This is a genomic window from Streptomyces sp. SX-6 (assembly GCF_059089585.1).
This window is the reverse complement of sequence record NZ_JBTHHU010000008.1, coordinates 239,115-260,095: the sequence shown is the minus strand read 5'-3', so window position 1 is coordinate 260,095 and position 20,981 is coordinate 239,115. Positions and strand designations below refer to the sequence as shown.

General features: G+C 70.3%; 21 protein-coding genes. 10 read left to right on the top strand and 11 right to left on the bottom strand.

Annotation, left to right across the window (positions count from 1 at the left end; all coding sequences use genetic code 11):
- Positions 1 to 25 precede the first annotated feature (25 nt).
- The 4 genes from ACV530_RS13085 to ACV530_RS13070 all read left to right on the top strand — a co-directional run bounded on the left by ACV530_RS13085 (position 26) and on the right by ACV530_RS13070 (position 4,050).
- Positions 26 to 1,114 (top strand): carbohydrate kinase family protein, encoded by a 1,089-nt coding sequence (locus ACV530_RS13085; RefSeq protein ID WP_494332554.1) that lies wholly within the window; start codon positions 26 to 28, stop codon positions 1,112 to 1,114.
- Positions 1,115 to 1,229: 115 nt separating this feature from the next.
- Positions 1,230 to 2,225 carry a PhoH family protein gene (locus tag ACV530_RS13080; RefSeq protein WP_494332553.1) on the top strand — a complete coding sequence of 332 codons (996 nt, stop codon included), beginning with the start codon at positions 1,230 to 1,232 and terminating at the stop codon, positions 2,223 to 2,225.
- Between the two features lie 29 nt (positions 2,226 to 2,254).
- Positions 2,255 to 2,752, top strand: a complete 498-nt coding sequence (ybeY, locus tag ACV530_RS13075; RefSeq protein ID WP_494332552.1) for an rRNA maturation RNase YbeY — start codon at positions 2,255 to 2,257, stop codon at positions 2,750 to 2,752.
- The gene (locus ACV530_RS13070; RefSeq protein ID WP_494332551.1) at positions 2,749 to 4,050 is read left to right on the top strand and encodes a hemolysin family protein; all 1,302 of its coding nucleotides are present in this window, start codon (positions 2,749 to 2,751) and stop codon (positions 4,048 to 4,050) included. Before ybeY ends, ACV530_RS13070 begins: the two co-directional genes overlap by 4 nt.
- Before the next feature lie 198 nt (positions 4,051 to 4,248).
- Here ACV530_RS13070 and ACV530_RS13065 read toward each other — a convergent pair whose 3' ends face one another.
- The gene (locus tag ACV530_RS13065) at positions 4,249 to 5,652 is read right to left on the bottom strand and encodes an MFS transporter (protein WP_494332550.1); all 1,404 of its coding nucleotides are present in this window, start codon (positions 5,650 to 5,652) and stop codon (positions 4,249 to 4,251) included.
- 152 nt (positions 5,653 to 5,804) lie between these two features.
- Here ACV530_RS13065 and ACV530_RS13060 point away from each other — a divergent pair, with 152 nt between their 5' ends.
- Positions 5,805 to 6,629, top strand: coding sequence for a helix-turn-helix transcriptional regulator (locus ACV530_RS13060; protein WP_494332617.1), 825 nt, complete (start codon positions 5,805 to 5,807; stop codon positions 6,627 to 6,629).
- Here the strand turns inward: ACV530_RS13060 and ACV530_RS13055 are convergent.
- Positions 6,609 to 8,054, bottom strand: coding sequence for an MFS transporter (locus ACV530_RS13055; RefSeq protein WP_494332549.1), 1,446 nt, complete (start codon positions 8,052 to 8,054; stop codon positions 6,609 to 6,611). The two genes, ACV530_RS13060 and ACV530_RS13055, sit on opposite strands and share 21 nt — an antisense overlap.
- Before the next feature lie 47 nt (positions 8,055 to 8,101).
- On the opposite strand from ACV530_RS13055, the gene ACV530_RS13050 reads away from it, so the two are divergent.
- Genes ACV530_RS13050 through era form a run of 3 tightly spaced genes read left to right on the top strand, consistent with a single transcriptional unit; the run spans position 8,102 to position 10,384 of the window.
- Positions 8,102 to 9,016 carry a helix-turn-helix transcriptional regulator gene (locus tag ACV530_RS13050; protein ID WP_494332548.1) on the top strand — a complete coding sequence of 305 codons (915 nt, stop codon included), beginning with the start codon at positions 8,102 to 8,104 and terminating at the stop codon, positions 9,014 to 9,016.
- A gap of 25 nt (positions 9,017 to 9,041) precedes the next feature.
- On the top strand, positions 9,042 to 9,386 hold the full coding sequence (locus tag ACV530_RS13045) for a cytidine deaminase-like protein (protein ID WP_494332547.1): 345 nt from the start codon (positions 9,042 to 9,044) through the stop codon (positions 9,384 to 9,386).
- Positions 9,387 to 9,442: 56 nt separating this feature from the next.
- Positions 9,443 to 10,384 carry a GTPase Era gene (era, locus tag ACV530_RS13040; RefSeq protein WP_494332546.1) on the top strand — a complete coding sequence of 314 codons (942 nt, stop codon included), beginning with the start codon at positions 9,443 to 9,445 and terminating at the stop codon, positions 10,382 to 10,384.
- Here the strand turns inward: era and ACV530_RS13035 are convergent.
- The 8 genes from ACV530_RS13035 to ACV530_RS13000 all read right to left on the bottom strand — a co-directional run bounded on the left by ACV530_RS13035 (position 10,381) and on the right by ACV530_RS13000 (position 17,190).
- Positions 10,381 to 10,884 (bottom strand): PH domain-containing protein, encoded by a 504-nt coding sequence (locus tag ACV530_RS13035; protein ID WP_494332545.1) that lies wholly within the window; start codon positions 10,882 to 10,884, stop codon positions 10,381 to 10,383. The genes era and ACV530_RS13035 overlap by 4 nt on opposite strands.
- A 58-nt stretch (positions 10,885 to 10,942) precedes the next feature.
- Positions 10,943 to 12,613 carry a DEAD/DEAH box helicase gene (locus ACV530_RS13030; protein ID WP_494332544.1) on the bottom strand — a complete coding sequence of 557 codons (1,671 nt, stop codon included), beginning with the start codon at positions 12,611 to 12,613 and terminating at the stop codon, positions 10,943 to 10,945.
- An 86-nt stretch (positions 12,614 to 12,699) separates the two neighbouring features.
- Positions 12,700 to 12,903, bottom strand: coding sequence for a cold-shock protein (locus ACV530_RS13025; RefSeq protein WP_007502648.1), 204 nt, complete (start codon positions 12,901 to 12,903; stop codon positions 12,700 to 12,702).
- A gap of 203 nt (positions 12,904 to 13,106) precedes the next feature.
- The gene (locus ACV530_RS13020; RefSeq protein WP_494332543.1) at positions 13,107 to 14,117 is read right to left on the bottom strand and encodes an alpha/beta hydrolase; all 1,011 of its coding nucleotides are present in this window, start codon (positions 14,115 to 14,117) and stop codon (positions 13,107 to 13,109) included.
- Positions 14,118 to 14,140: 23 nt separating this feature from the next.
- Positions 14,141 to 15,157: an SDR family NAD(P)-dependent oxidoreductase gene (locus tag ACV530_RS13015; RefSeq protein WP_494332542.1), complete on the bottom strand. Its 1,017-nt coding sequence runs from the start codon at positions 15,155 to 15,157 to the stop codon at positions 14,141 to 14,143.
- Positions 15,158 to 15,177: 20 nt separating this feature from the next.
- Positions 15,178 to 16,359 (bottom strand): UDP-N-acetylglucosamine--N-acetylmuramyl-(pentapeptide) pyrophosphoryl-undecaprenol N-acetylglucosamine transferase, encoded by a 1,182-nt coding sequence (locus tag ACV530_RS13010; protein ID WP_494332541.1) that lies wholly within the window; start codon positions 16,357 to 16,359, stop codon positions 15,178 to 15,180.
- Between the two features lie 113 nt (positions 16,360 to 16,472).
- Positions 16,473 to 16,931 (bottom strand): type II toxin-antitoxin system VapC family toxin, encoded by a 459-nt coding sequence (locus ACV530_RS13005; RefSeq protein WP_494332540.1) that lies wholly within the window; start codon positions 16,929 to 16,931, stop codon positions 16,473 to 16,475.
- Positions 16,921 to 17,190 carry a type II toxin-antitoxin system Phd/YefM family antitoxin gene (locus ACV530_RS13000; protein ID WP_494332539.1) on the bottom strand — a complete coding sequence of 90 codons (270 nt, stop codon included), beginning with the start codon at positions 17,188 to 17,190 and terminating at the stop codon, positions 16,921 to 16,923. Before ACV530_RS13000 ends, ACV530_RS13005 begins: the two co-directional genes overlap by 11 nt.
- A gap of 254 nt (positions 17,191 to 17,444) precedes the next feature.
- Between ACV530_RS13000 and ACV530_RS12995 the strand changes: the two genes are divergently transcribed.
- Both ACV530_RS12995 and ACV530_RS12990 read left to right on the top strand, forming a co-directional pair.
- On the top strand, positions 17,445 to 18,629 hold the full coding sequence (locus tag ACV530_RS12995) for a multidrug effflux MFS transporter (protein WP_494332538.1): 1,185 nt from the start codon (positions 17,445 to 17,447) through the stop codon (positions 18,627 to 18,629).
- Between the two features lie 184 nt (positions 18,630 to 18,813).
- The gene (locus ACV530_RS12990; RefSeq protein ID WP_494332537.1) at positions 18,814 to 20,247 is read left to right on the top strand and encodes an AAA family ATPase; all 1,434 of its coding nucleotides are present in this window, start codon (positions 18,814 to 18,816) and stop codon (positions 20,245 to 20,247) included.
- A 410-nt stretch (positions 20,248 to 20,657) separates the two neighbouring features.
- Here the strand turns inward: ACV530_RS12990 and ACV530_RS12985 are convergent, their stop codons facing one another.
- A complete protein-coding gene (locus tag ACV530_RS12985) occupies positions 20,658 to 20,951 on the bottom strand; it encodes a hypothetical protein (protein WP_494332536.1) in 294 nt (97 codons plus the stop codon).
- Between the last annotated feature and the right edge of the window lie 30 nt (positions 20,952 to 20,981).

Genomic DNA, 20,981 nt, shown 5'->3' with positions numbered 1-20,981 from the left:
CCGGCAAAAGGAGCAGCGAGTACGCATGGCCGCACCGTCTTCGTCCTTCGATCCGCTCGCCGGGGTCCGCGCCGAGGGCGATCCGGAAACCGACGTCTATCTCACCGGAACCGTGTTCCTGGACATCATCTTCACCGGCCTCGACTCGGCCCCCGTGCGCGGCACCGAGTCCTGGGCGCGGGGCATGGGTTCGAGCCCGGGCGGCATCGCCAACATGGCCACCGCGCTCGCCCGGCTGGGCCTGCGCACCTCGCTCGCCGCGGCCTTCGGAGACGACATGTACGGCGAGTACTGCTGGGAAGCGCTCTCGCGCGGCGAGGGCATCGACCTCGGCCCGTCGCGCACCGTGCCCGGCTGGCACTCGCCGGTGACCGTGTCCATGGCGTACGAGGGCGAACGGACCATGGTCTCCCACGGGCACGAGGCCCCGGCGCCGGTGCCGCCCGCGCCCGAGCGCCCGGTGCCGTCCCGCGCCGCGGTCGCCCTGCTGGAGCCCGGCAAACGCGTGGAGTGGATCGGCAACGCGGCCCGGCGCGGCGCGCGGGTCTTCGCGGACGTGGGCTGGGACGACTCCGGCCGCTGGGACCCGGCCGACCTCACCGACCTCGAGCACTGCGAGGCCTTCCTGCCCAACGCCGAGGAGGCCATGCGCTACACCCGCACCGACTGCCCGCGCGCCGCCGCCCGCGCCCTGGCGGACAAGGTGCCGCTCGCCGTCGTCACCCTGGGCGAGCGCGGCGCGTACGCGGCCGACGGGCGCACCGGCGAGACGGCCGAGGTCCCGGCGATCGCCGTCGAGGCACTCGACCCCACCGGCGCCGGGGACGTGTTCGTGGCCGGCTTCGTGACCGGCACCCTCGCCGGCTGGCCGCTCGAGGACCGGCTCGCCTTCGCCTGCCTGACCTCGGCGCTGTCCGTCCAGGAGTTCGGCGGCTCGCTCTCCGCGCCGGGCTGGGTGGAGGTCGCCGCCTGGTGGCAGCACCTGCGCTCCTACGACGACCAGGCCCGCGACGCCCTGCGCCGCTACGCCTTCCTCGACGGCGTCCTGCCCGCGGCCGTACGCCCGTGGCCGCTGCGCCGGGCGGTGCCGACGCTCGGTTTCCGCGGTTGCTGAGGCCTCCTGCGGGGCCCTGCAAAACCCCTCGGCCCCGCGCGTATGCCGTCGTACCCTTGGTATTCCAAGGAACCCGGACACAGAAAGAGGGATGAGCAGGCCACAGCGCCGGCCCATGACTTCGACACCCACACGACCGCAGGCACAAGCCCGGTTCACCGTCCCGGCCAAGCACCCGATGGTGACCATCCTGGGCTCCGGGGACAAGCTCCTGCGCGTGATCGAAAAGGCATTCCCGGCCACGGACATCCATGTCCGCGGAAACGAGGTCAGCGCGACGGGGGAGCGGCACGAAGTCGCCCTCGTTCAGCGCCTGTTCGACGAGATGATGCTGGTGCTCCGGACCGGTGCGCCGATGACGGAGGACGCGGTGGAACGCTCGATCGCCATGCTGCGCAACGAAGAGGCCCAGGGCGAGACACCTGCCGAGGTGCTGACCCAGAACATTCTCTCCAGCCGCGGCCGCACCATCCGTCCCAAGACGCTCAACCAGAAGCGCTATGTGGACGCGATCGACAAGCACACGGTCGTCTTCGGTATCGGCCCCGCCGGTACGGGCAAGACCTATCTCGCCATGGCCAAGGCCGTCCAGGCCCTGCAGTCCAAGCAGGTCAACCGGATCATCCTGACCCGGCCGGCCGTCGAGGCCGGCGAGCGGCTGGGCTTCCTGCCGGGCACGCTCTACGAGAAGATCGACCCGTATCTGCGCCCGCTCTACGACGCGCTGCACGACATGCTCGACCCGGATTCGATTCCGCGCCTGATGGCCGCGGGGACGATCGAGGTCGCGCCGCTGGCGTACATGCGCGGCCGGACGCTCAACGACGCGTTCATCATCCTCGACGAGGCACAGAACACCAGCCCCGAGCAGATGAAGATGTTCCTCACCAGGCTGGGCTTCGACTCCAAGATCGTGATCACGGGCGACATCACCCAGATCGACCTGCCGGGCGGCGGCACCAAGAGCGGCCTGCGCCAGGTCCAGGAGATCCTCGAGGGCGTCGACGACGTCCACTTCTCCCGCCTCACCAGCAACGACGTGGTCCGGCACAAGCTGGTCGGCCGTATCGTGGACGCGTACGAGAAGTACGACAGCCGCAACGGGCGGTAATTCTTGAAAAGCAGGAGCACTTCAGCACCATGGCGATCGACGTCAACAACGAATCCGGGACGGAGGTCGACGAGCAGGCGATCCTCGATGTCGCCCGCTACGCGCTGACCCGGATGCGCATTCACCCGCTCTCCGAGCTCTCGGTCATCGTCGTCGACGCCGAGGCCATGGAGCAGCTGCACATCCAGTGGATGGACCTGCCCGGGCCCACCGATGTGATGTCCTTCCCGATGGACGAACTCCGTCCGCCGGCCAAGGACGAGGACGAGGCGCCGCAGGGCCTGCTCGGCGACATCGTCCTGTGCCCGGAGGTCGCGAAGAAGCAGGGCGAGGACGCGCCGACCCAGCACTCGATGGACGAGGAGCTCCAGCTCCTCACCGTGCACGGGGTCCTGCACCTCCTCGGCTACGACCACGAGGAACCCGACGAGAAGGCCGAGATGTTCGGCCTCCAGGCCGCCATCGTCGACGGCTGGCGCGCCGAGCGCGGAATCGGAGGGCCCTCCCCGGCTCCCACGATCACATGACCGGTCAACTGATCGCCGTCGCGGTCCTGCTGCTCGTCATAGCCTGGCTCGCCGCCTGCGCGGAGGCCGGCCTGGCCCGGACGACGCGGTTCGCCGCGGAGGAGTCGCTGCGGTCCGGGCGGCGGGGTGCCGCCAAGCTGATGGCCGTCGCGGCCGACCCGACCCGCTATCTCAATGTGACGCTGCTGGTGCGCATCGCGTGCGAGATGGCGGCCGGGGTCATGGTCACCTATGTGTGCCTGCGGTCGTTCGAGGCCACGTGGGAGGCGCTGGCCGTCGCCGTCGCGGTGATGGTCCTCGTCTCGTACGTGGCCGTCGGCGTCTCCCCGCGCACCATCGGCATCCAGCATCCCGTGGGCACCGCGACCGCGGCGGCGTATGTGCTGTTGCCGCTCGCCCGGATCATGGGTCCGGTGCCGAGGCTGCTGATCCTCATCGGCAACGCCCTCACCCCGGGCAAGGGGTTCCGCATGGGCCCGTTCGCCTCCGAGGCGGAGCTGCGGGCCATGGTCGACCTGGCGGAGAAGGAGTCCCTGATCGAGGACGAGGAGCGCCGCATGGTGCACTCCGTCTTCGAGCTCGGCGACACGCTTGTGCGTGAAGTGATGGTGCCGCGCACCGACCTGATCGTCATAGAGCGCGGCAAGACCATCCGCCAGGCGCTCACGCTGGCCCTGCGTTCGGGCTTCTCCCGGATCCCGGTGACCGGCGAGAACGAGGACGACATCGTCGGCATCGTCTACCTCAAGGACCTCGCCCGCAAGACGCACATCAGCCGGGAGGCGGAGTCCGAACTGGTCTCCACGGCCATGCGGCCCGCGGTGTTCGTGCCCGACACGAAGAACGCGGGCGATCTGCTGCGCGAGATGCAGCAGCAGCGCAATCACTGCGCGGTCGTGATCGACGAGTACGGCGGCACGGCCGGCATCGTCACGATCGAGGACATCCTCGAGGAGATCGTCGGTGAGATCACCGACGAGTACGACCGTGAGCTGCCGCCCGTGGAGGAGCTCGGCGACAGCCGCTATCGGGTCACCGCCCGGCTCGACATCGGCGATCTCGGGGAGCTGTACGGGCTGGAGCTGGACGACGAGGACGTGGAGACGGTCGGCGGTCTCCTCGCGAAGTCGCTGGGCCGCGTCCCGATCGCGGGTGCGGTGGCGGATGTCCCGCTCGAGGAGCGGAGTGCGATGGATCCGTTGCTGGCGGCCTTGCGGTTGACCGCGGAGGCGTCGGCGGGGCGCCGCAACCGCATCGTGACGGTGCTGGTGGAGCCGGTGCGGCGGGGTGCGGAGTAGGGCCCCGGTCCCACCCTCTCGCCGTCTCCTGGGGCTGCGCCCCAGACCCCGCTGTCGCGGCTTCGCCGCTCGTCCTCAATCGCCGGACGGGCTACAAGTCAGCCCGTCCGGCGATTGAGGACAACCGCGCGCAGCGCGGTTTCGGGGTCCGGGGCGGAGCCCCGGAGGAAACGGTGAAAGGGCGGGACCGGGGCTGGCTCAACCGGGCCTGCGGGCACCCGCATCCGCACCCCGCAAGCCCAGCGCCACCCCCACCCCCGCCCCCGCGAGGGCCACCGCATCCACTCCCACCGCCGACGTGAAGCCCCACCGCGCCCCCACCGCACTCAGCACCGGAATCCCCACCGTCGTCCCCAGCTGCTGTGCACTCGTCACCAGACCGGTTGCCAGGCCCTGCGCCGCATCCGGCACGCCGGACGTCGCCGTCACCCCGTACGCCACCACCGCCCACAGGTTGCCCACGACCGCCACCGACGCCCCCGCCAGCGCCGCCCACGCGGCACCCGGCCCGGTGCCCAGCCACACCAGCGGCGCGGTGGCCGCGCCCTGGAGCAGGAGGGAGCAGGTCAGGACGCGGCGCGGACCGAAGCGGGCGATGACCCGGGACGCCGTCACGCCGCCCAGCGCCGCGAAGAGCCCCTGCACACCGAAGAGCAGCCCGGTGCGGAAGGCCGACAGGCCCAGCACGTTCTGGAGGTACAGGGTGAGCAGGAAGATCAGCGCGGTCATCGTCGAGACCGTGGCCAGCCCGCCGAGGTTCCCCCACGCCACCGTCCGCCGCCGCAGCATCGGCAGCGGCACCAGGGGATCGGCGACCCGGGCCTCCACGACCGCGAACGCGGCCAGCAGCAGCACACCGGCGACCAGCGCGGTGATGACGTCCGCGCCGCCGAAGCCGTGCTGGGCCGCCGTGGACAGCGCGTAGATCAGGGACAGCAGGCCGCCGGTGACGGCGGCGGCACCGGGCACGTCCAGCCGTGTGCGGCCGGAGCCCGGAAGCGGTGCGGGCAGCAGGCCGGGGGCGAGCACGAGCACCCCGAGGCCCGCGACCGCGAGCAGCCCCATCGTGGAGCGCCAGCCGAGCGAGTCGGTCATCACGCCGCCGAGCACCATGCCGATGGTGTAGCCGAGGGAGAGGATCGTGCCGCTGATGCCCAACGCCCGCTCGCGCAGCGGCCCTTCGGGGAAGGAGGTGGTGAGCAGGGCCATGCCGGTCGGCACGATCAGTGCCGCGCCCACTCCCTGCAGGGCGCGCCCGGCGAGGAAGGACGGGGCGTCCGGGGCGAGCGTGACCAGTACCGAGGCCGCCGTGAAGACGCCTAGGCCGAGGAGGAAGAGCCGGCGCCGCCCGTACCGGTCGGCGAGCCGTCCGCACAGCAGCAGGAGTCCGCCGGCGGGCAGGGCGAAGGCGGTGACCGCCCACTGGAGGTCCGCCCGGCCCATGCCGAGGTCGGAACCCAGCGCGGGCAGGGCCACGTTGAGGATCGAGAAGTCGAGTGTGACGACGAACTGGGCGGCGCACAGGACCAGCAGGGTCAGCCGGGCGCGGCCGGACAGGGCCGGACGGGGCGGGGCGGGACGAGGCAGGGCATCGACAGGCATGGGGTCCACCCTCCGGCCCCCGGAATACCCGTGGGGAGAGCGTGTTGATGGGGATACTCGCACTACCAGTCAGGAGAACCGTGACCGCGCGAACGCCGGCGCCGCAGCGCACGCCACCGTCGCACCGCCGCCATGAACTGCGTCGTTTCCTGATGAGCCGTCGGGCCGCGGTGAGCCCCGCGCAGGCGGGGCTGCCGGAGGGCGGCGGGCCGCGGCGGACGCCGGGACTGCGCCGGGAGGAGGTGGCGGTCCTCGCCGGGGTGGGCACCACCTGGTACCAGTGGCTGGAGCAGGGGCGGGAGATCACCGTCTCCCCGCAGGTGCTGGACGGCGTGGCCCGGGTGCTCCGGCTGACCGCCGTCGAGCGGCGCCACCTGTACGTCCTGGCCGGGCTGAACCCGCCGCTCCCGGAGTCCGGAGAGGCGTCGGACAGCCTCTGCCCGGGGTTGCAGCGCCTGATCGACGCGTGGCTGCCGCACCCCGCGCACATCATGGACGCGTACTGGAACACCGTCGCCCACAACGCGTCGGCGGCCCTCGTCCTGGACCTCCGTCCGGGACGGCCGCACAACTGGCTGCGGCACTGCTTCACCGACCCCGCGTTCCGGACGCCGGCGCCCTCCGCGGCGCGGGAGGAGAATGCCCGTCGTATCGTCGCCCAGTTCCGCGCCTCCTGCACCGAGCAGCCGGACACCTCGCGGGCGGCGGAGCTCGCGGAGCTGGTGCGCGAACTGTCCGCGGCGAGCGAGGAGTTCGGCCGGCTGTGGGAGGCCGGTGACATCCGCCCCGAGGGGCAGCTCGTCAACGAGCTGGAGCATCCGCTCGTCGGCCGGCTCCTGTTCGAGAGTAGCCCGCTGCGCATCCCCTCCCGGCCGGATCTGACGATCGTGGTGCACAACCCCGTACCGGGCAGCGGCACGGCCGAGAAGGTAGCCAGGCTCGGCTCGGCGGAGGGGTCATGCGCGCCGCTTGCGTAGTCCCACCGCGGCCAGCACCGCCACCACGGCGACAACTACCGCATCCACCCCGAGCCCCAGACGCACCCCGCCCAGCGTCGCCTCGGCAAACCCCGCCCCGCCGTCCCGGAGGGACGTGACCCTCGCCGAGGACACCGCGCTCAGCAGCGGGATGCCAACGGTGAGACCGATCTGCTGGGAGCTGGTCACGAGCCCCGTGGCCAGCCCCTGTTCACCGTCCGGCAGACCCGACGTGGCGGTGACCCCGTACGAGACGATCGCCCACAGGTGGCCGACGGACGCGACGGTCACCGCGGCCATCGCCAGCCAGGCCCCCGACGTCGCCCCCAGCCCCAGCAGCGCGGCCGTGCACACCGCCTGCAACAGCAGCCCCGCGACCAGCGTGTTGCGCGCCCCGAACCGGGCGATGACCTTGGGGGCCACGATTCCGGCGACCGCGGAGAACGCGCCCTGGACACCGAAGATCAGGCCCGTCCGGAAGGCCGAGAGCTTCAGCACCTCCTGCAGGTAGAGCGTGAGCAGGAAGATGACCGCGCTCATCATCGAGAAGGTGATCACCCCGCTCAGGTTCCCCCAGGCCACCGTCCGCCTGCGCAGCATCGGCAGGGACACCAGCGGCTGGGCGGCCCGCGACTCGACGTACACGAACGCGACGAGCAGCACCGCACCGGCGATCAGCGTGACGATGACATCCGCACCGCCGAATCCGTTCTGCGCGGCGGTCGACAGCGCGTAGATCAGCGCGAGCAGACCACCGGTGACCGTCACCGCACCCGGGACGTCGATACGGGGCCGCTCCGGCAGCCGGGACTCGGTCAGCAGACCGGGCGCAACAGCCAGGACGACCACACCCGCCACCGTCAGCAGTCCCATCGTGGAGCGCCAGCCGAGCGAGTCGGTCATCACGCCGCCGAGCACCATGCCGATGGTGTAGCCGAGGGAGAGCATCGTGCCGCTGAGTCCCAACGCCCGCTCGCGTGCGGGCCCTTCGGCGAATGTCGTGGTCAGCAGCGACATACCGGTCGGCACGATGACGGCCGCGCCCAGGCCCTGCAGCGCTCGCCCGGCCAGGAAGGACGCGGGGTCCAAGGCGAGCGTGGCGAGCAGCGAGGACGCTGTGAACAGGGCGAGCCCGATGAGGAACAGCCTGCGCCGCCCGTAGAGGTCGGAGATCCGGCCGGACAGCAGCAGGAAGCCGCCGGACGGCAACGCGAAGGCGGTGACCGCCCATTGCAGGTCGGCCTGGCCCATGCCGAGGTCGTCGCCGAGCACGGGCAGGGCCACGTTGAGGATCGAGAAGTCGAGGGCAACGATGAACTGGGCCGCGCACAGCACGAGAAGGACCAGTTTCGCGCGCGCGGTCATGCGCGCCGGTTCCGCCGCCGAGGGCGCGGAGGTGGTCGAGGGGGAGGTGTCGATCGCCATGCCGATCACCCTCGTATTTCCGGAATACCCGTGGGGAGAGGGCGCTTATGGTGGTGGCGACAACACCAGGCAGGGGGAGCCCGTTGACCACCACCGCAATACCCGCCGCGCGCCGCCGCCCGGAACTCCGCGATTTCCTGATGAGCCGCCGGGCCCGGGTGTCCCCCGCCGAGGCGGGCCTGCCCGACGGCGGTGCCCGCCGCCGTACGCCCGGGCTGCGCCGCGAGGAGGTCGCCGTGCTCGCCGGTGTCGGCGCCAGCTGGTACCAGTGGCTCGAGCAGGGGCGCGGCATCACCGTCTCCCCGCAGGTCCTCGACGCCGTGGCGCGCGTCCTGCGGCTGGGCGGTGCCGAGCGCCGCCACCTGTACGTCCTGGCCGGGCTGAACCCGCCGCAGCCGGACTCCGCCCTCGACCCGGAGTACCTGTGCGAGGGCCTCCACCGGCTGATCGACGCCTGGATGCCCTACCCCGCCCACATCATGGACCCCTACTGGAACACCGTCGCCTACAACGAGGCGGCCCGGATCGTCCTGGGGTTCGGCCCGGACCTGCGCCGGAACTGCCTGCTCGACTTCTTCGCCGACCCGGTCTACCGCTCGCGCATGAAGAACTGGAAGGACAACGCCTGCAAGGTCGTCGCCCAGTACCGTGCCGCCTGGTCGGAGCGTCCGGACGACGAGGGGTTCGCCGAGATCGTCGCCGAAGTGTCCGCGGCGAGCGAGGAGTTCAGGGTGCTGTGGGCCTACAACGACGTGATGCCGCCCGGCCAGCTGACCAAGGAGTTCGAGCACCCGATGGTCGGCATGCTGCACATGGAGACCACCCACCTGCGCGTACCGGCCCGGCCGGACCTCGCGATCGTCATGCACAACCCCGTGCCCGGCACGGACACCGGGGCGAAGCTGGAGCGTCTGGTCTCGCCGGAGGGCCGGCGGGACGGCATGTACCGGGTGGCGGGCTGACGGTACGCGTTCATATCCTCGGCCCATGACGGACATCGCCGCCCTGAGCCCCGAAGACCGCAAGCTGATCACCCTGGCCCGCAGCACCCGGGCCCGCAACGCCGTGCCCGAGGGCGCGGCCGTGCGCGACGAGACGGGGCGTACGTACGTCGCCGGCACCGTCGGCCTCGACTCGCTGCGGCTCAGTGCCCTGCAGACCGCCGTCGCCATGGCCGTGGCCAGCGGCGCGAAGTCGCTGGAGGCGGCCGCGGTCGTGACCGAGGCGGACACCGTCCCGGAGGTCGACCGCGCGGCCGTACGGGACCTGGGCGGCCCGGCCGTTCCGGTCGTCCTCGCGGGCCCGGACGGCACACCGCGCCCGGCCGGTTGATCTTCGTTCCGCCCCGCTGGTCCGTACCGGCGGGGCGATCAGGGAGAATGTGGGATATGGACAAGGCCTCATCCCCCTCCCAGACGCCCCACCGCGCGGGCTTCGCGTGCTTCGTCGGCCGCCCCAACGCGGGCAAGTCGACCCTGACCAACGCACTGGTGGGGACGAAGGTCGCCATCACCTCCAACCGCCCGCAGACCACCCGCCACACCGTCCGCGGCATCGTGCACCGCCCCGACGCCCAGCTCGTGCTGGTCGACACCCCCGGCCTGCACAAGCCGCGCACGCTCCTCGGCGAGCGGCTCAACGACGTGGTCCGCACCACCTGGGCCGAGGTCGACGTGATCGGCTTCTGCCTGCCGGCCGACCAGAAGCTCGGCCCCGGCGACCGCTTCATCGCGAGCGAGCTCGCGGGGATCAAGAAGACCCCCAAGATCGCCATCGTCACCAAGACGGACCTGGTCGACTCCAAGGCCCTCGCCGAGCAGCTCATCGCCATCCAGAAGCTCGGCGACGATCTCGGCATCGAGTGGGCCGAGATCGTCCCCGTCTCCGCGCAGGGCGACAAGCAGGTCTCCCTGCTGGCCGACCTGATCGCCCCGCTGCTCCCCGAGAGCCCCCCGCTCTACCCCGAGGGCGACCTCACCGACGAGCCCGAGCAGGTCATGGTCGCCGAGCTGATCCGCGAGGCCGCGCTCGAGGGCGTCCGGGACGAACTCCCGCACTCCATCGCGGTCGTGGTCGAGGAAATGCTCCCCCGCGAGGACCGCCCCAAGGACCGCCCGCTGCTCGACATCCACGCCAACGTCTACATCGAGCGGCCGAGCCAGAAGGGCATCATCATCGGCCCGAAGGGCGCCCGCCTGAAGGAGGTCGGCATGAAGTCCCGCAAGCACATCGAGGCCCTGCTGGGCACGCCGGTCTACCTGGACCTGCACGTGAAGGTCGCGAAGGACTGGCAGCGCGACCCGAAGCAGCTGCGGAAGCTGGGGTTCTAGGCGGCCGTCGCGGTTGCCGCATTCCTGCTGCGGATGATCTCGGCCTTGGCCGCTTCCAGGGCGGAGTCGTACTCGGTGCTCATGGGCGCGGGCAGGCAGAGGGTCCTGCCGTTCACCAGGTCCAGCCTGATCCGGTACACGGGGGTGCCCCTGTTGCCGTACGTGTGGCGTGAGTCGTCGACGTAGACGCTCTTGATGTCGGACCAGGCGATGAACCGCCACCACAGCGGGGTCCGGGTCCGGATGCCGTCGGCGCAGACGCGGGTGCGTCCGGCGGTGTAGTAGTACGCGATGGGGGAGACGGTCGCACACACGGCGAGTCCGATGAGCGCCCGGCTCTCCTCGCTGTGGCGCGGTGCCCCGAGGAAGCGCTGGTCGAATTCCGCCCAGCCGATGCCGGTCGTGATGACGTACGCCGGGACGATCACCGAGGCGATGACGCCGATCACGGCACACCAGTGCCACAGGCGGGACGCGGAGCGGTATTCGATCGGCTGCACCCGTACACCCTAAATCGGGCAGTCCGGACGCGGGTGCGTCCGGACTGCCCGATGCGGCCTAGGAGGCAGAGGGGCGGCGGCCGCCTCGGCGGTCGGAGCCGCGGCCACCGGTCCCGGCAGCGCCGCCCGTGGCCCCGCCGGCCGTCGTCCGGCGGCCGGATCCGCGGCCGGCGGAGCTGCCTGCAGCTCCACTGGACCCCGCCCGGCGGGAGGAACCGCGCCTGCCGGTTGCGGAGGTGCCGCCGGCGCCGGCCGTCGTCGCCCCGGCCGTGGTCCGGCGGTCCGAGCCCCGGCCACCGGTCCCGGTGGCGGCACCTGCCGCCGCTCCGGTCCCGCCGCCGCTCCGGCGTCGGCGGCCGGACTGCTTGCCGGGCTTGGCGCCGGCCTTGCGGTCCGGGCGGGACGCCGTCGCGGGCTCGGGGACCTCGATGGTGACGGGCACACCGGAGGGCTCGCGGGCGCCGGTGATGGTGGCCAGCTGCGCGTCGCTCGACTTGATGCTGGCCGTCCGGGGCCGGATGCCCGCGTGCGACATGAGCCGGGTCATGTCCCGCTTCTGGGCGGGCAGGACCAGCGTGACCACGCTGCCGGAGCCGCCGGCGCGGGCTGTGCGGCCGCCCCGGTGGAGGTAGTCCTTGTGGTCGGCGGGGGGATCGACGTTGACGACGAGGTCGAGGTCGTCGATGTGTATGCCCCGGGCCGCGACGTTCGTCGCCACCAGCGCGGTGACCTGGCCGTTCTTGAACTGCTCCAGGGTGCGGTTCCGCTGCGGCTGGGAGCGGCCCCCGTGCAGTGCCGCCGCGCGGACGCCGACGGCCAGAAGCTGCTTGGTGAGCCGGTCGGCGGACTTCTTGGTGTCGAGGAAGAGGATGACCCGGCCGTCACGGGCCGCGATCCGCGTGGTGACGGCCTTCTTGTCGGTCTCGTCCAGGACGTGGAGCACGTGGTGCTCCATGGTGGTCACCGCTCCCGCGGACGGGTCCACGGAATGCACCACGGGGTCGGTCAGGAACCGCTGCACCAGGCGGTCGATGTTGTGGTCCAGGGTGGCCGAGAAGAGCAGACGCTGCCCGTCGGGCCGTACCTGCTGGATCAGCTTGGTGATCTGCGGCAGGAAGCCCATGTCGGTCATCTGGTCGGCTTCGTCCAGCACCGTGATGCGTACGTTGCCGAGCACGCAGTCCCCGCGTTCGACGAGGTCGTTGAGCCTGCCCGGGCTCGCCACGACCACCTCGGCGCCGCGCCGGAGCGTGGCGGCCTGCTTGGTGATGGACAGCCCGCCGACCACGGTGGCGATCCGGAGGTTCACCGCCGTCGCGTAGGGGGACAGCGCGTCCGTCACCTGCTGGGCGAGCTCACGGGTGGGCACCAGCACGAGGGCGAGGGGAGCCTTGGGCTCCGCACGCATCCCGGCCGTGCGGGCCAGGAGCGCCAGCCCGAACGCGAGGGTCTTGCCGGAGCCGGTGCGTCCCCGTCCCAGCAGGTCACGGCCTGCGAGCGAGTTGGGCAGCGTGGCGGCCTGGATGGGGAAAGGGGTGGTCACACCTTGCGCGGTGAGGGTCTTCAGCAGTCCCGCGGGCATGTCCAGACCGGCGAAGTCCTCGACGGCGGGAAGTGCGGGTGTCGTGTTTTCCGGCAGCCGGAATTCCCTCGGCGACGACGCGGACGGCGAGGGCGACGAGGCGCGCCGGTTCGGCTTCTGGGGCCTGTTCTGGGGCCTGCGGGGCATGGGGTTTTTGCCTTCCTGGAAACAGCACAAACCGGGGTCCGCACCTTGACGGTGCGGACCCCGGTCAGCGGAAACGTGTCCGGTGATCAGGCGGGGACGATGTTCTCCGCCTGCGGGCCCTTCTGGCCCTGCGTGACGTCGAAGGAGACCCGCTGGCCCTCCTGGAGCTCACGGAAGCCCTGGGTGGCGATGTTCGAGTAGTGGGCGAAGACGTCGGGGCCGCCGCCGTCCTGCTCGATGAAGCCGAAGCCCTTTTCCGAGTTGAACCACTTCACGGTTCCCTGTGCCATGACGCTTCTCCTTCTGTAGGCAGAGGCCCCATCCGGAGATGCCGGAAAACAAATAATGCGCCGAGGGGAGAGAGCATTCCCGTCAGGCGCACATAGGTTCATGGGTACCACAACTGCAACTCCGAAACCGTAGCACAGCCCGGTCCGGGTGTCTGCCGCCGGTGTCTCCCCTGACACCGGCGGCACCACGCCGTAAGCGCTGGTCAGGACGGCGTCGGCCCCGTCATGTGCTCGCTGATCCACTGGATGGGGCCCATGCCCATGCTGGGTACGTAGGTCTTGGCGTTGTGCTCGCCGTCCGGGATCTCGCGGAGCATGGTGTGCACCGGTCCCTTGTTGCCGTACTCGGCGAGGAACTCCTTCGTGTTCTTCATCGACGTCTTTTCCTTCGTGCCGACCTGGAAGGCGAGGTAGACGTCCGGGCCCTTGGCGTCGATCAGCTGCTTCGCCAGCACCTTGGGGTTGTTCTCGGCCTGTTCCTTCGCGTGGCCGGACCACAGCGGGGAGTCCGGGACGATGTCCGGGCCGGAGGCGATGACGGCCTTGAAGCGGTCCGGCTTCTGGAGCACGGACTTGAGGCCGGAGAACGCGCCGGAGGAGGAGCCCATGAAGGCCCAGCCGTCACGCTGCTTCAGGGTGCGGAAGTTGGCCTTGATCAGGTCCGGGACGTCCTCCGTCAGCCAGGTGCCCATCTTCGGCTGACCAGGGATGTCGCTGCCGTCGTAGTAGTTCTTGTCGTCGGGGTTCAGCACCGGCATCGCCACGATGAAGGGCAGGCTCTTGCCCTCCTTCGACCACTGTGCGATCGAGGACTGCAGCTTCAGGTCCGTACCCATCCAGTAGTTGACCGGATAGCCGTTGCCGCCGGGCAGCGCGATCAGCACCGGGAAGCCGGATTTGGCGTACTTGGGGTCGTCGTACTGCTTCGGGGCCCAGACCCATACCTTGCCCTTGAAGCCGGACTTCTTGCCGTCCAGCGTGACGACACCGATCTTGGTGCCGTCCTGCACGGTGTTGGCGATCTTGAAGTCGGCCTTCGGGCCGGTCGGCATCAGCGTTCCGGATCCGGTGGGCCCGCCGCCCCCGGCGTTGTCCTGGCCGAAGCTGATCGGATCCCCCTTGTCGGAGAAGACGTCGAAGTAGCTCAGCACCGGCCAGGCGACCAGGCCCAGCACGGCTATGCAGGCCACGAGGAGTATGCGGCTGTGCTTCATCGTTCTGCTGTTCCTGTCCTGTCTCATACCTGGTAGCGGTCGGGGGCGAAGAGGTGCAGGTTGTCCCTGACCCAGTCCGAGGTGCGGGCCAGCCCCTCCTCGAGGCCGACGCGCGGGTGCCAGCCGGCCCACTCGCGGGCCCGGGAGTTGTCCGACAGCAGCCGCTCGACCTCGCTGCCCGCCGGACGCATCCGCGCCGCGTCCGTGACGACCTCCGCCTCCCGGCCCGAGGCCCGGATCAGTGCGCCGGCCAGATCGCCGATGGAGATCTCGCGGCCGGTGCCGAGGTTGACGGCATGGCCGATCGCCCGGTCGCAGTCGGCGAGGGCCAGGAAGCCCTCGGCGGTGTCGGTGACGTAGGTGAAGTCACGGGTGGGGGAGGTCGAGCCCAGCTTGATCTCCCGGGCACCGGAGTGCAGTTGGGCCAGGATCGTGGGGATCACCGCCCGTGCGGACTGGCGCGGGCCGTACGTGTTGAAGGGGCGTACGACCGTGACCGGGAGGTCGAAGGAGTGAGCGTAGGACAGCGCCAGCATGTCCGCGCCGATCTTCGACGCGGAGTACGGGGACTGCGGCTGCAGTGGGTGGTCCTCGGTGATCGGGGCGGTCAGGGCCGTCCCGTAGACCTCGCTGGTCGAGGTGTGCAGCATGCGGCGCACGCCATGACGGCGGCAGGCCGCGGCCACGTTCTCCGTACCGGCCACATTGGTCTGTACGTACGCCTCCGGCGACACATAGCTGTACGGGATGCCGATCAGCGCCGCCAGGTGGAACACGGTGTCGCACCCGGCGACCGCGTCCATCACCCGGCCCGCGTCCCGTACGTCCCCGGCCAGGATCTCCACCGGCGAGTCCGGCCCGAAGTGGCGGCCCAGGTAGCCGCGTTCGGCGTACGGCTTGTAGTGCGCGAGCACGCGCACCCGTGCCCCGCGCTCCACCAGCAGGTCGACGAGCGTCGACCCGATGAACCCCTCGGCCCCGGTGACCAGTACGGTCCGGTCCCGCCAACAGGCGTGTTCTGCCGTCGTGTTGTCGTTCATGCGCGGTGTCCTCATCAACATCAAGGGGCCAGAAGGGAAAGGGGTTTCGTGGGCGTACGCCCGGCCAGGTGCAGCGCCCAGGCGGCCATCAGGTCGGCCGCCGCCGCGTGCGTACCGGGGTGGGCCGCCGCGCTCATCGCGGCCAGCCGGGCCGGGTCGGCCAGCAACGGGCCGATCAGCTCCGCCAGCCGGTCGCCGTCCGTCTCCGCGTCCGGCAGCAGCAGCCCGGCGCCCGCGTCGCTGAGCACCCGGGCGTTGTGGGTCTGGTGGTCGTGCGGGGCGTGGGGGTACGGGACCAGCACGGCCGGCATCCCGAGCGCCGCCAGCTCCGCGACCGTGGCCGAGCCCGCGCGGCACACCATGAGGTCCGCGGCGGCGTAGGCCAGGTCCATGCGGTCCAGGTAGCCGACGGCCGTGGTGGTGCGGGCACAGCCCTCCGCGGCCAGCCGGGCCCGTACCTCGTCGAGCGCGGCCGGACCGGCCTTGATCACGAGGTGGACGTCCGGGCGGTCGCGCCAGCGCCGCGCCAGGCCGACGGCCGCCTCCGTGAGGCGTACGGCCCCGAGGCTGCCGCCGTTGAACAGCACCACCCGTGCGCGCTCCGGCAGTTGGAGGATGCGCCGTGCGGGCCCGCGCAGTGCGTGGCGGGCCGACCGGTCGAGGCCCGCCACGGTGTTGACCAGCGGCATCCCCACGGTCTGCGCGCGTGCGGCGGCCCGTGCGGAGAGGTGCTCACGGGTGCGGTCGAAGGCGAGTGCCACGTGCGGGGTGAGCGCGGTGGCGAAGCGGTTCGCCCGGCCGGGCACGGCGTTGGACTCGTGGACGAGCGCCGGCCGCCCCGCGAGACGCGCGCCCAGTACGGCGGGCGCGCTCGGGTACCCGCCCATGCCGATGACGACCTGCGCGCGCTGCTCCTCGATCACCCGCCGCGCCTGCGCTCCCGAGCGCAGCAGATCGGCGGGCAGGAGGAAGCGCCGGGCGCCGAGCGACGGATCGAACGGGATCATGTCGACCGTGTGCAGCCGATAGCCGGCTTCCGGTATCAGCCGCCCTTCCAGGCCGCGTTCGGTTCCGATGAAGCTGATGACCGCATCCGGTACGGCCCTGCGCAGCGCGTCGGCAACCGCCAGCCCCGGGTAGATGTGCCCGCCGGTACCGCCCGCTCCGACGACCACGGAAAGGGTGTCGTGTGCTGTAGCCATGACTACAGCGTGGAGAAACGTCCTAAGAGGTATTTAAGAGCGGTTGTGCGGCTTTTGTAACAGTACACGGTGCGGTGGAACCGGGGGCGCGGGCGCCCGTTTTTGGTTGGCGTTCACCGGTCGTGGAGCACTGCCGGGCGGGTGACCGGCACGACGGTGAGGAGACCATCCAGTCCCCTGAAGTCGTCCGGATTGGTCGTGAACAGGGGTAGGCGCTCGGCGATGGCAATCGCTGCGATCATCAAGTCGGCCACGCGGCGCCGGGGTTTACGGCCACTGCTGATCACGGCGGCGCAGACCCTGCCGTAGATGCGGGCTGCCTCAGCGGTAAAAGGAATGGGGTCGAACTCGTTCTCGGCACGCTGGAGTACATCTGTGCGCCGGGCGCGCTCCATATGCTCGTCGTAGTCGTCCTGCTCGGCGTTGCCGCGCACTTCGTGTGGGCCGGCGGAGAGCTCTGCCAAAGTGATGGCACTGATCGCCACCTCGGCGGGAAGCTCTTCGGGGTCGATCCACCGACGCAGGATCATGATGTTGGTGTCGAGCAGCCCCTGCTCGTGCTCAACGGGCATATGGGTCGTCGAGTTCCTGGTCGGCAGTGGCGCTCTGGTCGGTGCGGAAAGCGTCCAACGAGATGTCCGGAGCGGTGCGGGACATGGCCACGAACTCGCCACGTGGCACGAAGCGGCGACGCCGCCGCAGTGGGATCAGCTCACCGATGTGATGGCCGTCCCGGGTGACGGTGAAGGACTGCCCGCCCTGGACGGCGTCCATGATCTCTTTGGACCTGGTGCGCAGGTCACGTTGGGTGATCTCGGGGTGGGCCGTCATGCGTCCACGGTAGACCGTCGTGCCATGGAGTGCTACCGAGTAGCACTCTCGGTGGGGGCTTCGTCAGGATGTGCGGATAGGGCTGCTCCTGTCACGGCCTGCTTCGGCCGTGGCGACGGCAGAGCGGACGTCGATGGGGTGTGGCCTAAGACCAGCGGAGTGCACAGTTCCGGTCTTTTGCCCGGCGCGGAGAGCGGACTCGGGCGCCTACCAATGAATAGCCCGGCATTCTCTTATCCGCTTGGAGTTTTTCTATGCCCGCATTGACAGTGGCTTTGGTGCTGCTCGCGTTCGTGACCCCACTGGCAACGGACATGTATCTGCCGGGATTTCCGCAGATGACGGCCGACCTGCACACCGACGCCTCGGGCATCCAGCTCACGCTGACCGCGTTCTTGATCGGTATGGGCCTGGGCCAGCTGATCCTGGGCCCGCTCTCCGACCGGTTCGGCCGACGGCTGCCCTTGCTGGCCGGCGGGATCGTCTGCGTGGTGACCACCGCGCTGTGCGCGCTCGCGCCCTCGCTCGGGTGGTTGATCGTCCTGCGGTTCCTCCAGGGCTTCAGTGGTGCCGCCGGGGTCGTGATCGGCAGGGCCGTCATATCCGACGTGGCCAAGGGGGAGGCGGCGGCGCGGCTGTTCGGCATCCTGATGACCCTCATGGGTATCGCCCCGGTGATCGCCCCCGTCGCGGGCGGTGTCGTGATCGAAAATGCCGACTGGCGCGCCGTGTTCTGGGTGCTGACCGCTGCCTCGCTGCTGGCGTTGCTGGGTGCCGTTTTCGCCGTACCGGAGAGCCTGCCCCGCGATCGGCGTCAGACCGGCGGCCTGGCCGCCACGGCGCGCGGGATGAGCGAAGTGCTGGGCAACCGGACCTACTTGGGCTACACGCTCTGCTTCGGCTTGTCCTTCGGCGTGCTCTTCAGCTACCTCGGCGGGGCGTCTTTCCTCTTCCAGAACGTTCTGGACCTGAGCGTGGGGGAGACGTCCGCCGCCTTCGCCTCGGTCGGTGTGGTCAGCACTCTGGCGAGCATGGTCATCACCAAGCTCGTCGGCCGCTTCACTCCCAGGGCGATGGTGCACACGGGTCTGGGCGTCATGTTCGCCGCCTCCGCGGTGCTGCTCGTCGTCACCCTGGCCGGACTACTGACCCTGCTCCTGAGCCTGGTCCTGCTCTACCTGGTCTTCGTCGGCATCTGCCTGGTGGCCATCAACGCGACCGCGCTGGCCCTGGAACGCGTGACACACGCGGCGGGCACAGGCTCCGCCGTCCTGGGCACCACGCAGAGCGTCCTGAGCGCCGTGGCCGCCCCGCTGGTCGGCCTCGGCGGCGAGCACACGGCCGTCCCCATGTTCCTGGGCATGACACTCTCGGCCGCGCTGGCCGCCCTCGCACTGTGCCTCACCCGGAACACCTCCCTCGCCACCGCCGAGGCGTGACCGTCCCGCGAAACCTGGATCGGCAGCCTGTGATGAACCGGCGGCACTTCCCGTTGGTTAGGAGTACACTCCTTAGGAGTGTACTCCTAAGGAGTGTACTCCTAAGGAGTGGCAAGTGCGGCACAGTGCGGATCCGGGCAAGCCGTCCCACGTCTTCGATCGTGGTGCGGAGTGGGACGGCCTCATGGCCTTCGTCGACCGGCCTCTGCCGCATGCCATGCTCGGGATCGTCAGCGGCAGGCGACGCATGGGCAAGACGTATCTGCTGCGCGCACTTGTGGAACAACGAGGAGGCTTCTACTTCGGAGCCACCGCGGCGACCGAGGCGGAGTCGTTGCGTCAGTTCGGTGCGGCCGTGGCCGAGCACGCCGGCTCCCCGGCACCGTTTTCCTTTGCCGGCTGGGATGACGCGATCTCGTATGTGTTCGGGCTCGCCGCTTCCAAAGGCCGGGGCCGGGGAGAACCTCTGCTCGTCGTCATCGACGAGTTCCCGTACCTGGCGAAGGCCGCACCTGAACTCCCGTCGCTCATCCAGCGGGAGATCGACCGCTTCCAGGTCGAGGAGAGCCGGATGCGGCTGCTTCTGTGCGGATCGGCGATGTCCGTCATGGGCGGTCTGCTGGCGAGTACCGCACCGTTGCGGGGGCGAGCCCAGCTGGAAATGGTCCTGCGGCCCTTCGGCTACCGGCCGGCCGCCGAATTCTGGGGAGTCGCTCACAGCCCGGCCCTCGCGGCGCGGCTCCACGCCGTGGTCGGCGGTACGCCCGCGTACCGGCGTCAGTTTCTGGCGGACGATGTCCCCGCCGACTTGGGGGAGTTCGACGACTGGATCTGCCGTACGGTCCTCTCTCCCTTCAGTCCGCTCTTTCGGGAGGCGCGGTATCTGCTCGCGGAAGAGGCGGACGTCCGGGACACCGCGCTGTATCACTCGGTGCTGGCCGCAGTGGCTCAGGGCAACAGCACCCGGGGCGGCATCGCGGGCTATATCGGCCGTAAGTCCGTGGACATCTCGCATCCGCTCAACGTGCTTGAGGACAGCCACCTGTTGGTGCGGGAAGCGGACGTGTTCCGGGCGGGGAAGTCGCAGTACCGCATCACCGAACCGCTGATCAACTTCTATGAAGCCGTGATGCGCCCCGCCTGGGCGCGCCTGGAGAGCGGCCAGGCGGCCGAGGTGTGGGCCCAGTCCGGGGAGCGCTTCGCGGCCCAGGTGGCCGGGTCGCACTTTGAGACGGTGTGCCGTGAGTACGTGCTCGGGCCCGGTAGATCCCTGCTCGGCTCGTCTTTGGGACAGGTCGGCAGTGGCGTGGTGACGGACCCGGTGGCACGGCGGCAGACCCAGATCGACGTCGCCGTTGTGGAGCCAGGATCGGGCGGCAGCAAGCCGGCGGTATACATGCTCGGCGAGGCCAAGTGGGGCACGGTCATGGGCCAGAGCCACCTGGATCGACTCATTCGGGCCCGTGAAGTTCTCGCCGGGCGCGGCATGGATACCAGCCGGTGCGCGCTCGCCTGCTTCAGCGCTGCCGGCTTCAGCGACGCTCTGCGCGCGGGTGCCGCAGCTGACGGCGGCGTGCTGCTCATTGGCCTCGACGAGCTCTATGCCGTCGATCGCTGATGGTGGGTGGGCCGTCAGTCGATGCCGGGACATCAAGGGCAAGTTCGCGAAGAAGGTGTACTGCGGCCTGTGATGAACCGACGGACACCGGTCTGGCCGGAGCCCGTCGGTGTGCCGAACAGCCTCAAAGGCCGAACTTCTTCACGTAGTCGGAGAACGGCCTGGCGTGCGCCTGCGCGATGTCTTGGTACTCCAGCTGTCGTCTCCCGGTGAAAAGCTTGCCAGTACGCCATGAGTGCAGCGCACGAGCGGGCCGATCTTAGGTGTCAGCCTTCGTCGGACGGGATGATGAAGCCCCGCGCAGGGCCGCGCTCAACGCGTCGGGTGAGTTCCGGGTCGGCAGGGCGTGTCAGCTCTCTGCTGCGGTGGGTCCCGGCCCGCCGTGTGACCACTGCGTCCCGGGACGCCGATCAGTCTCTGTAGCCGAGGGCGCGCTGCTCCTGCTCGCGCTTTGCGGACTGCGCGTAGATCAGGGTGTCGATCAGCTTGCGCACGGTGGGCAGGGGGACCGTCCCCAGGAATACGGAGGGTTCGCCGGAGAGGGAGGCGCGGCCGGTGAGTTGAGGCCAGGAATCCCGGTCGCCGACCCTGATGCCCATGTCTGCCAGCACGCGCTCGAGCATGAATGCGGAGTCGTCAGACTTCCGCTTGCCTGCCATGAAGGCATCGGCTTGTTGTGCGGCGGTTTCGGTGTCCGGTGTCATGGGCCCATGGTCCTACGGCCAGGCACTCTC

Excerpts from the sequence above, each read along its gene's own strand:
- ACV530_RS13085 (WP_494332554.1), top strand. The coding sequence starts at position 26 with ATGGCCGCACCGTCTTCGTCCTTCGATCCGCTCGCCGGGGTCCGCGCC.
- ACV530_RS13080 (WP_494332553.1), top strand. The coding sequence starts at position 1,230 with ATGACTTCGACACCCACACGACCGCAGGCACAAGCCCGGTTCACCGTC.
- ybeY (WP_494332552.1), top strand. The coding sequence starts at position 2,255 with ATGGCGATCGACGTCAACAACGAATCCGGGACGGAGGTCGACGAGCAG.
- ACV530_RS13070 (WP_494332551.1), top strand. The coding sequence starts at position 2,749 with ATGACCGGTCAACTGATCGCCGTCGCGGTCCTGCTGCTCGTCATAGCC.
- ACV530_RS13065 (WP_494332550.1), bottom strand. The coding sequence starts at position 5,652 with ATGCCTGTCGATGCCCTGCCTCGTCCCGCCCCGCCCCGTCCGGCCCTG.
- ACV530_RS13060 (WP_494332617.1), top strand. The coding sequence starts at position 5,805 with ATGAGCCGTCGGGCCGCGGTGAGCCCCGCGCAGGCGGGGCTGCCGGAG.
- ACV530_RS13055 (WP_494332549.1), bottom strand. The coding sequence starts at position 8,054 with ATGGCGATCGACACCTCCCCCTCGACCACCTCCGCGCCCTCGGCGGCG.
- ACV530_RS13050 (WP_494332548.1), top strand. The coding sequence starts at position 8,102 with ATGGTGGTGGCGACAACACCAGGCAGGGGGAGCCCGTTGACCACCACC.
- ACV530_RS13045 (WP_494332547.1), top strand. The coding sequence starts at position 9,042 with ATGACGGACATCGCCGCCCTGAGCCCCGAAGACCGCAAGCTGATCACC.
- era (WP_494332546.1), top strand. The coding sequence starts at position 9,443 with ATGGACAAGGCCTCATCCCCCTCCCAGACGCCCCACCGCGCGGGCTTC.
- ACV530_RS13030 (WP_494332544.1), bottom strand. The coding sequence starts at position 12,613 with ATGCCCCGCAGGCCCCAGAACAGGCCCCAGAAGCCGAACCGGCGCGCC.
- ACV530_RS13025 (WP_007502648.1), bottom strand. The coding sequence starts at position 12,903 with ATGGCACAGGGAACCGTGAAGTGGTTCAACTCGGAAAAGGGCTTCGGC.
- ACV530_RS13020 (WP_494332543.1), bottom strand. The coding sequence starts at position 14,117 with ATGAAGCACAGCCGCATACTCCTCGTGGCCTGCATAGCCGTGCTGGGC.
- ACV530_RS13015 (WP_494332542.1), bottom strand. The coding sequence starts at position 15,157 with ATGAACGACAACACGACGGCAGAACACGCCTGTTGGCGGGACCGGACC.
- ACV530_RS13010 (WP_494332541.1), bottom strand. The coding sequence starts at position 16,359 with ATGGCTACAGCACACGACACCCTTTCCGTGGTCGTCGGAGCGGGCGGT.
- ACV530_RS13005 (WP_494332540.1), bottom strand. The coding sequence starts at position 16,931 with ATGCCCGTTGAGCACGAGCAGGGGCTGCTCGACACCAACATCATGATC.
- ACV530_RS13000 (WP_494332539.1), bottom strand. The coding sequence starts at position 17,190 with ATGACGGCCCACCCCGAGATCACCCAACGTGACCTGCGCACCAGGTCC.
- ACV530_RS12995 (WP_494332538.1), top strand. The coding sequence starts at position 17,445 with ATGCCCGCATTGACAGTGGCTTTGGTGCTGCTCGCGTTCGTGACCCCA.
- ACV530_RS12990 (WP_494332537.1), top strand. The coding sequence starts at position 18,814 with ATGGCCTTCGTCGACCGGCCTCTGCCGCATGCCATGCTCGGGATCGTC.
- ACV530_RS12985 (WP_494332536.1), bottom strand. The coding sequence starts at position 20,951 with ATGACACCGGACACCGAAACCGCCGCACAACAAGCCGATGCCTTCATG.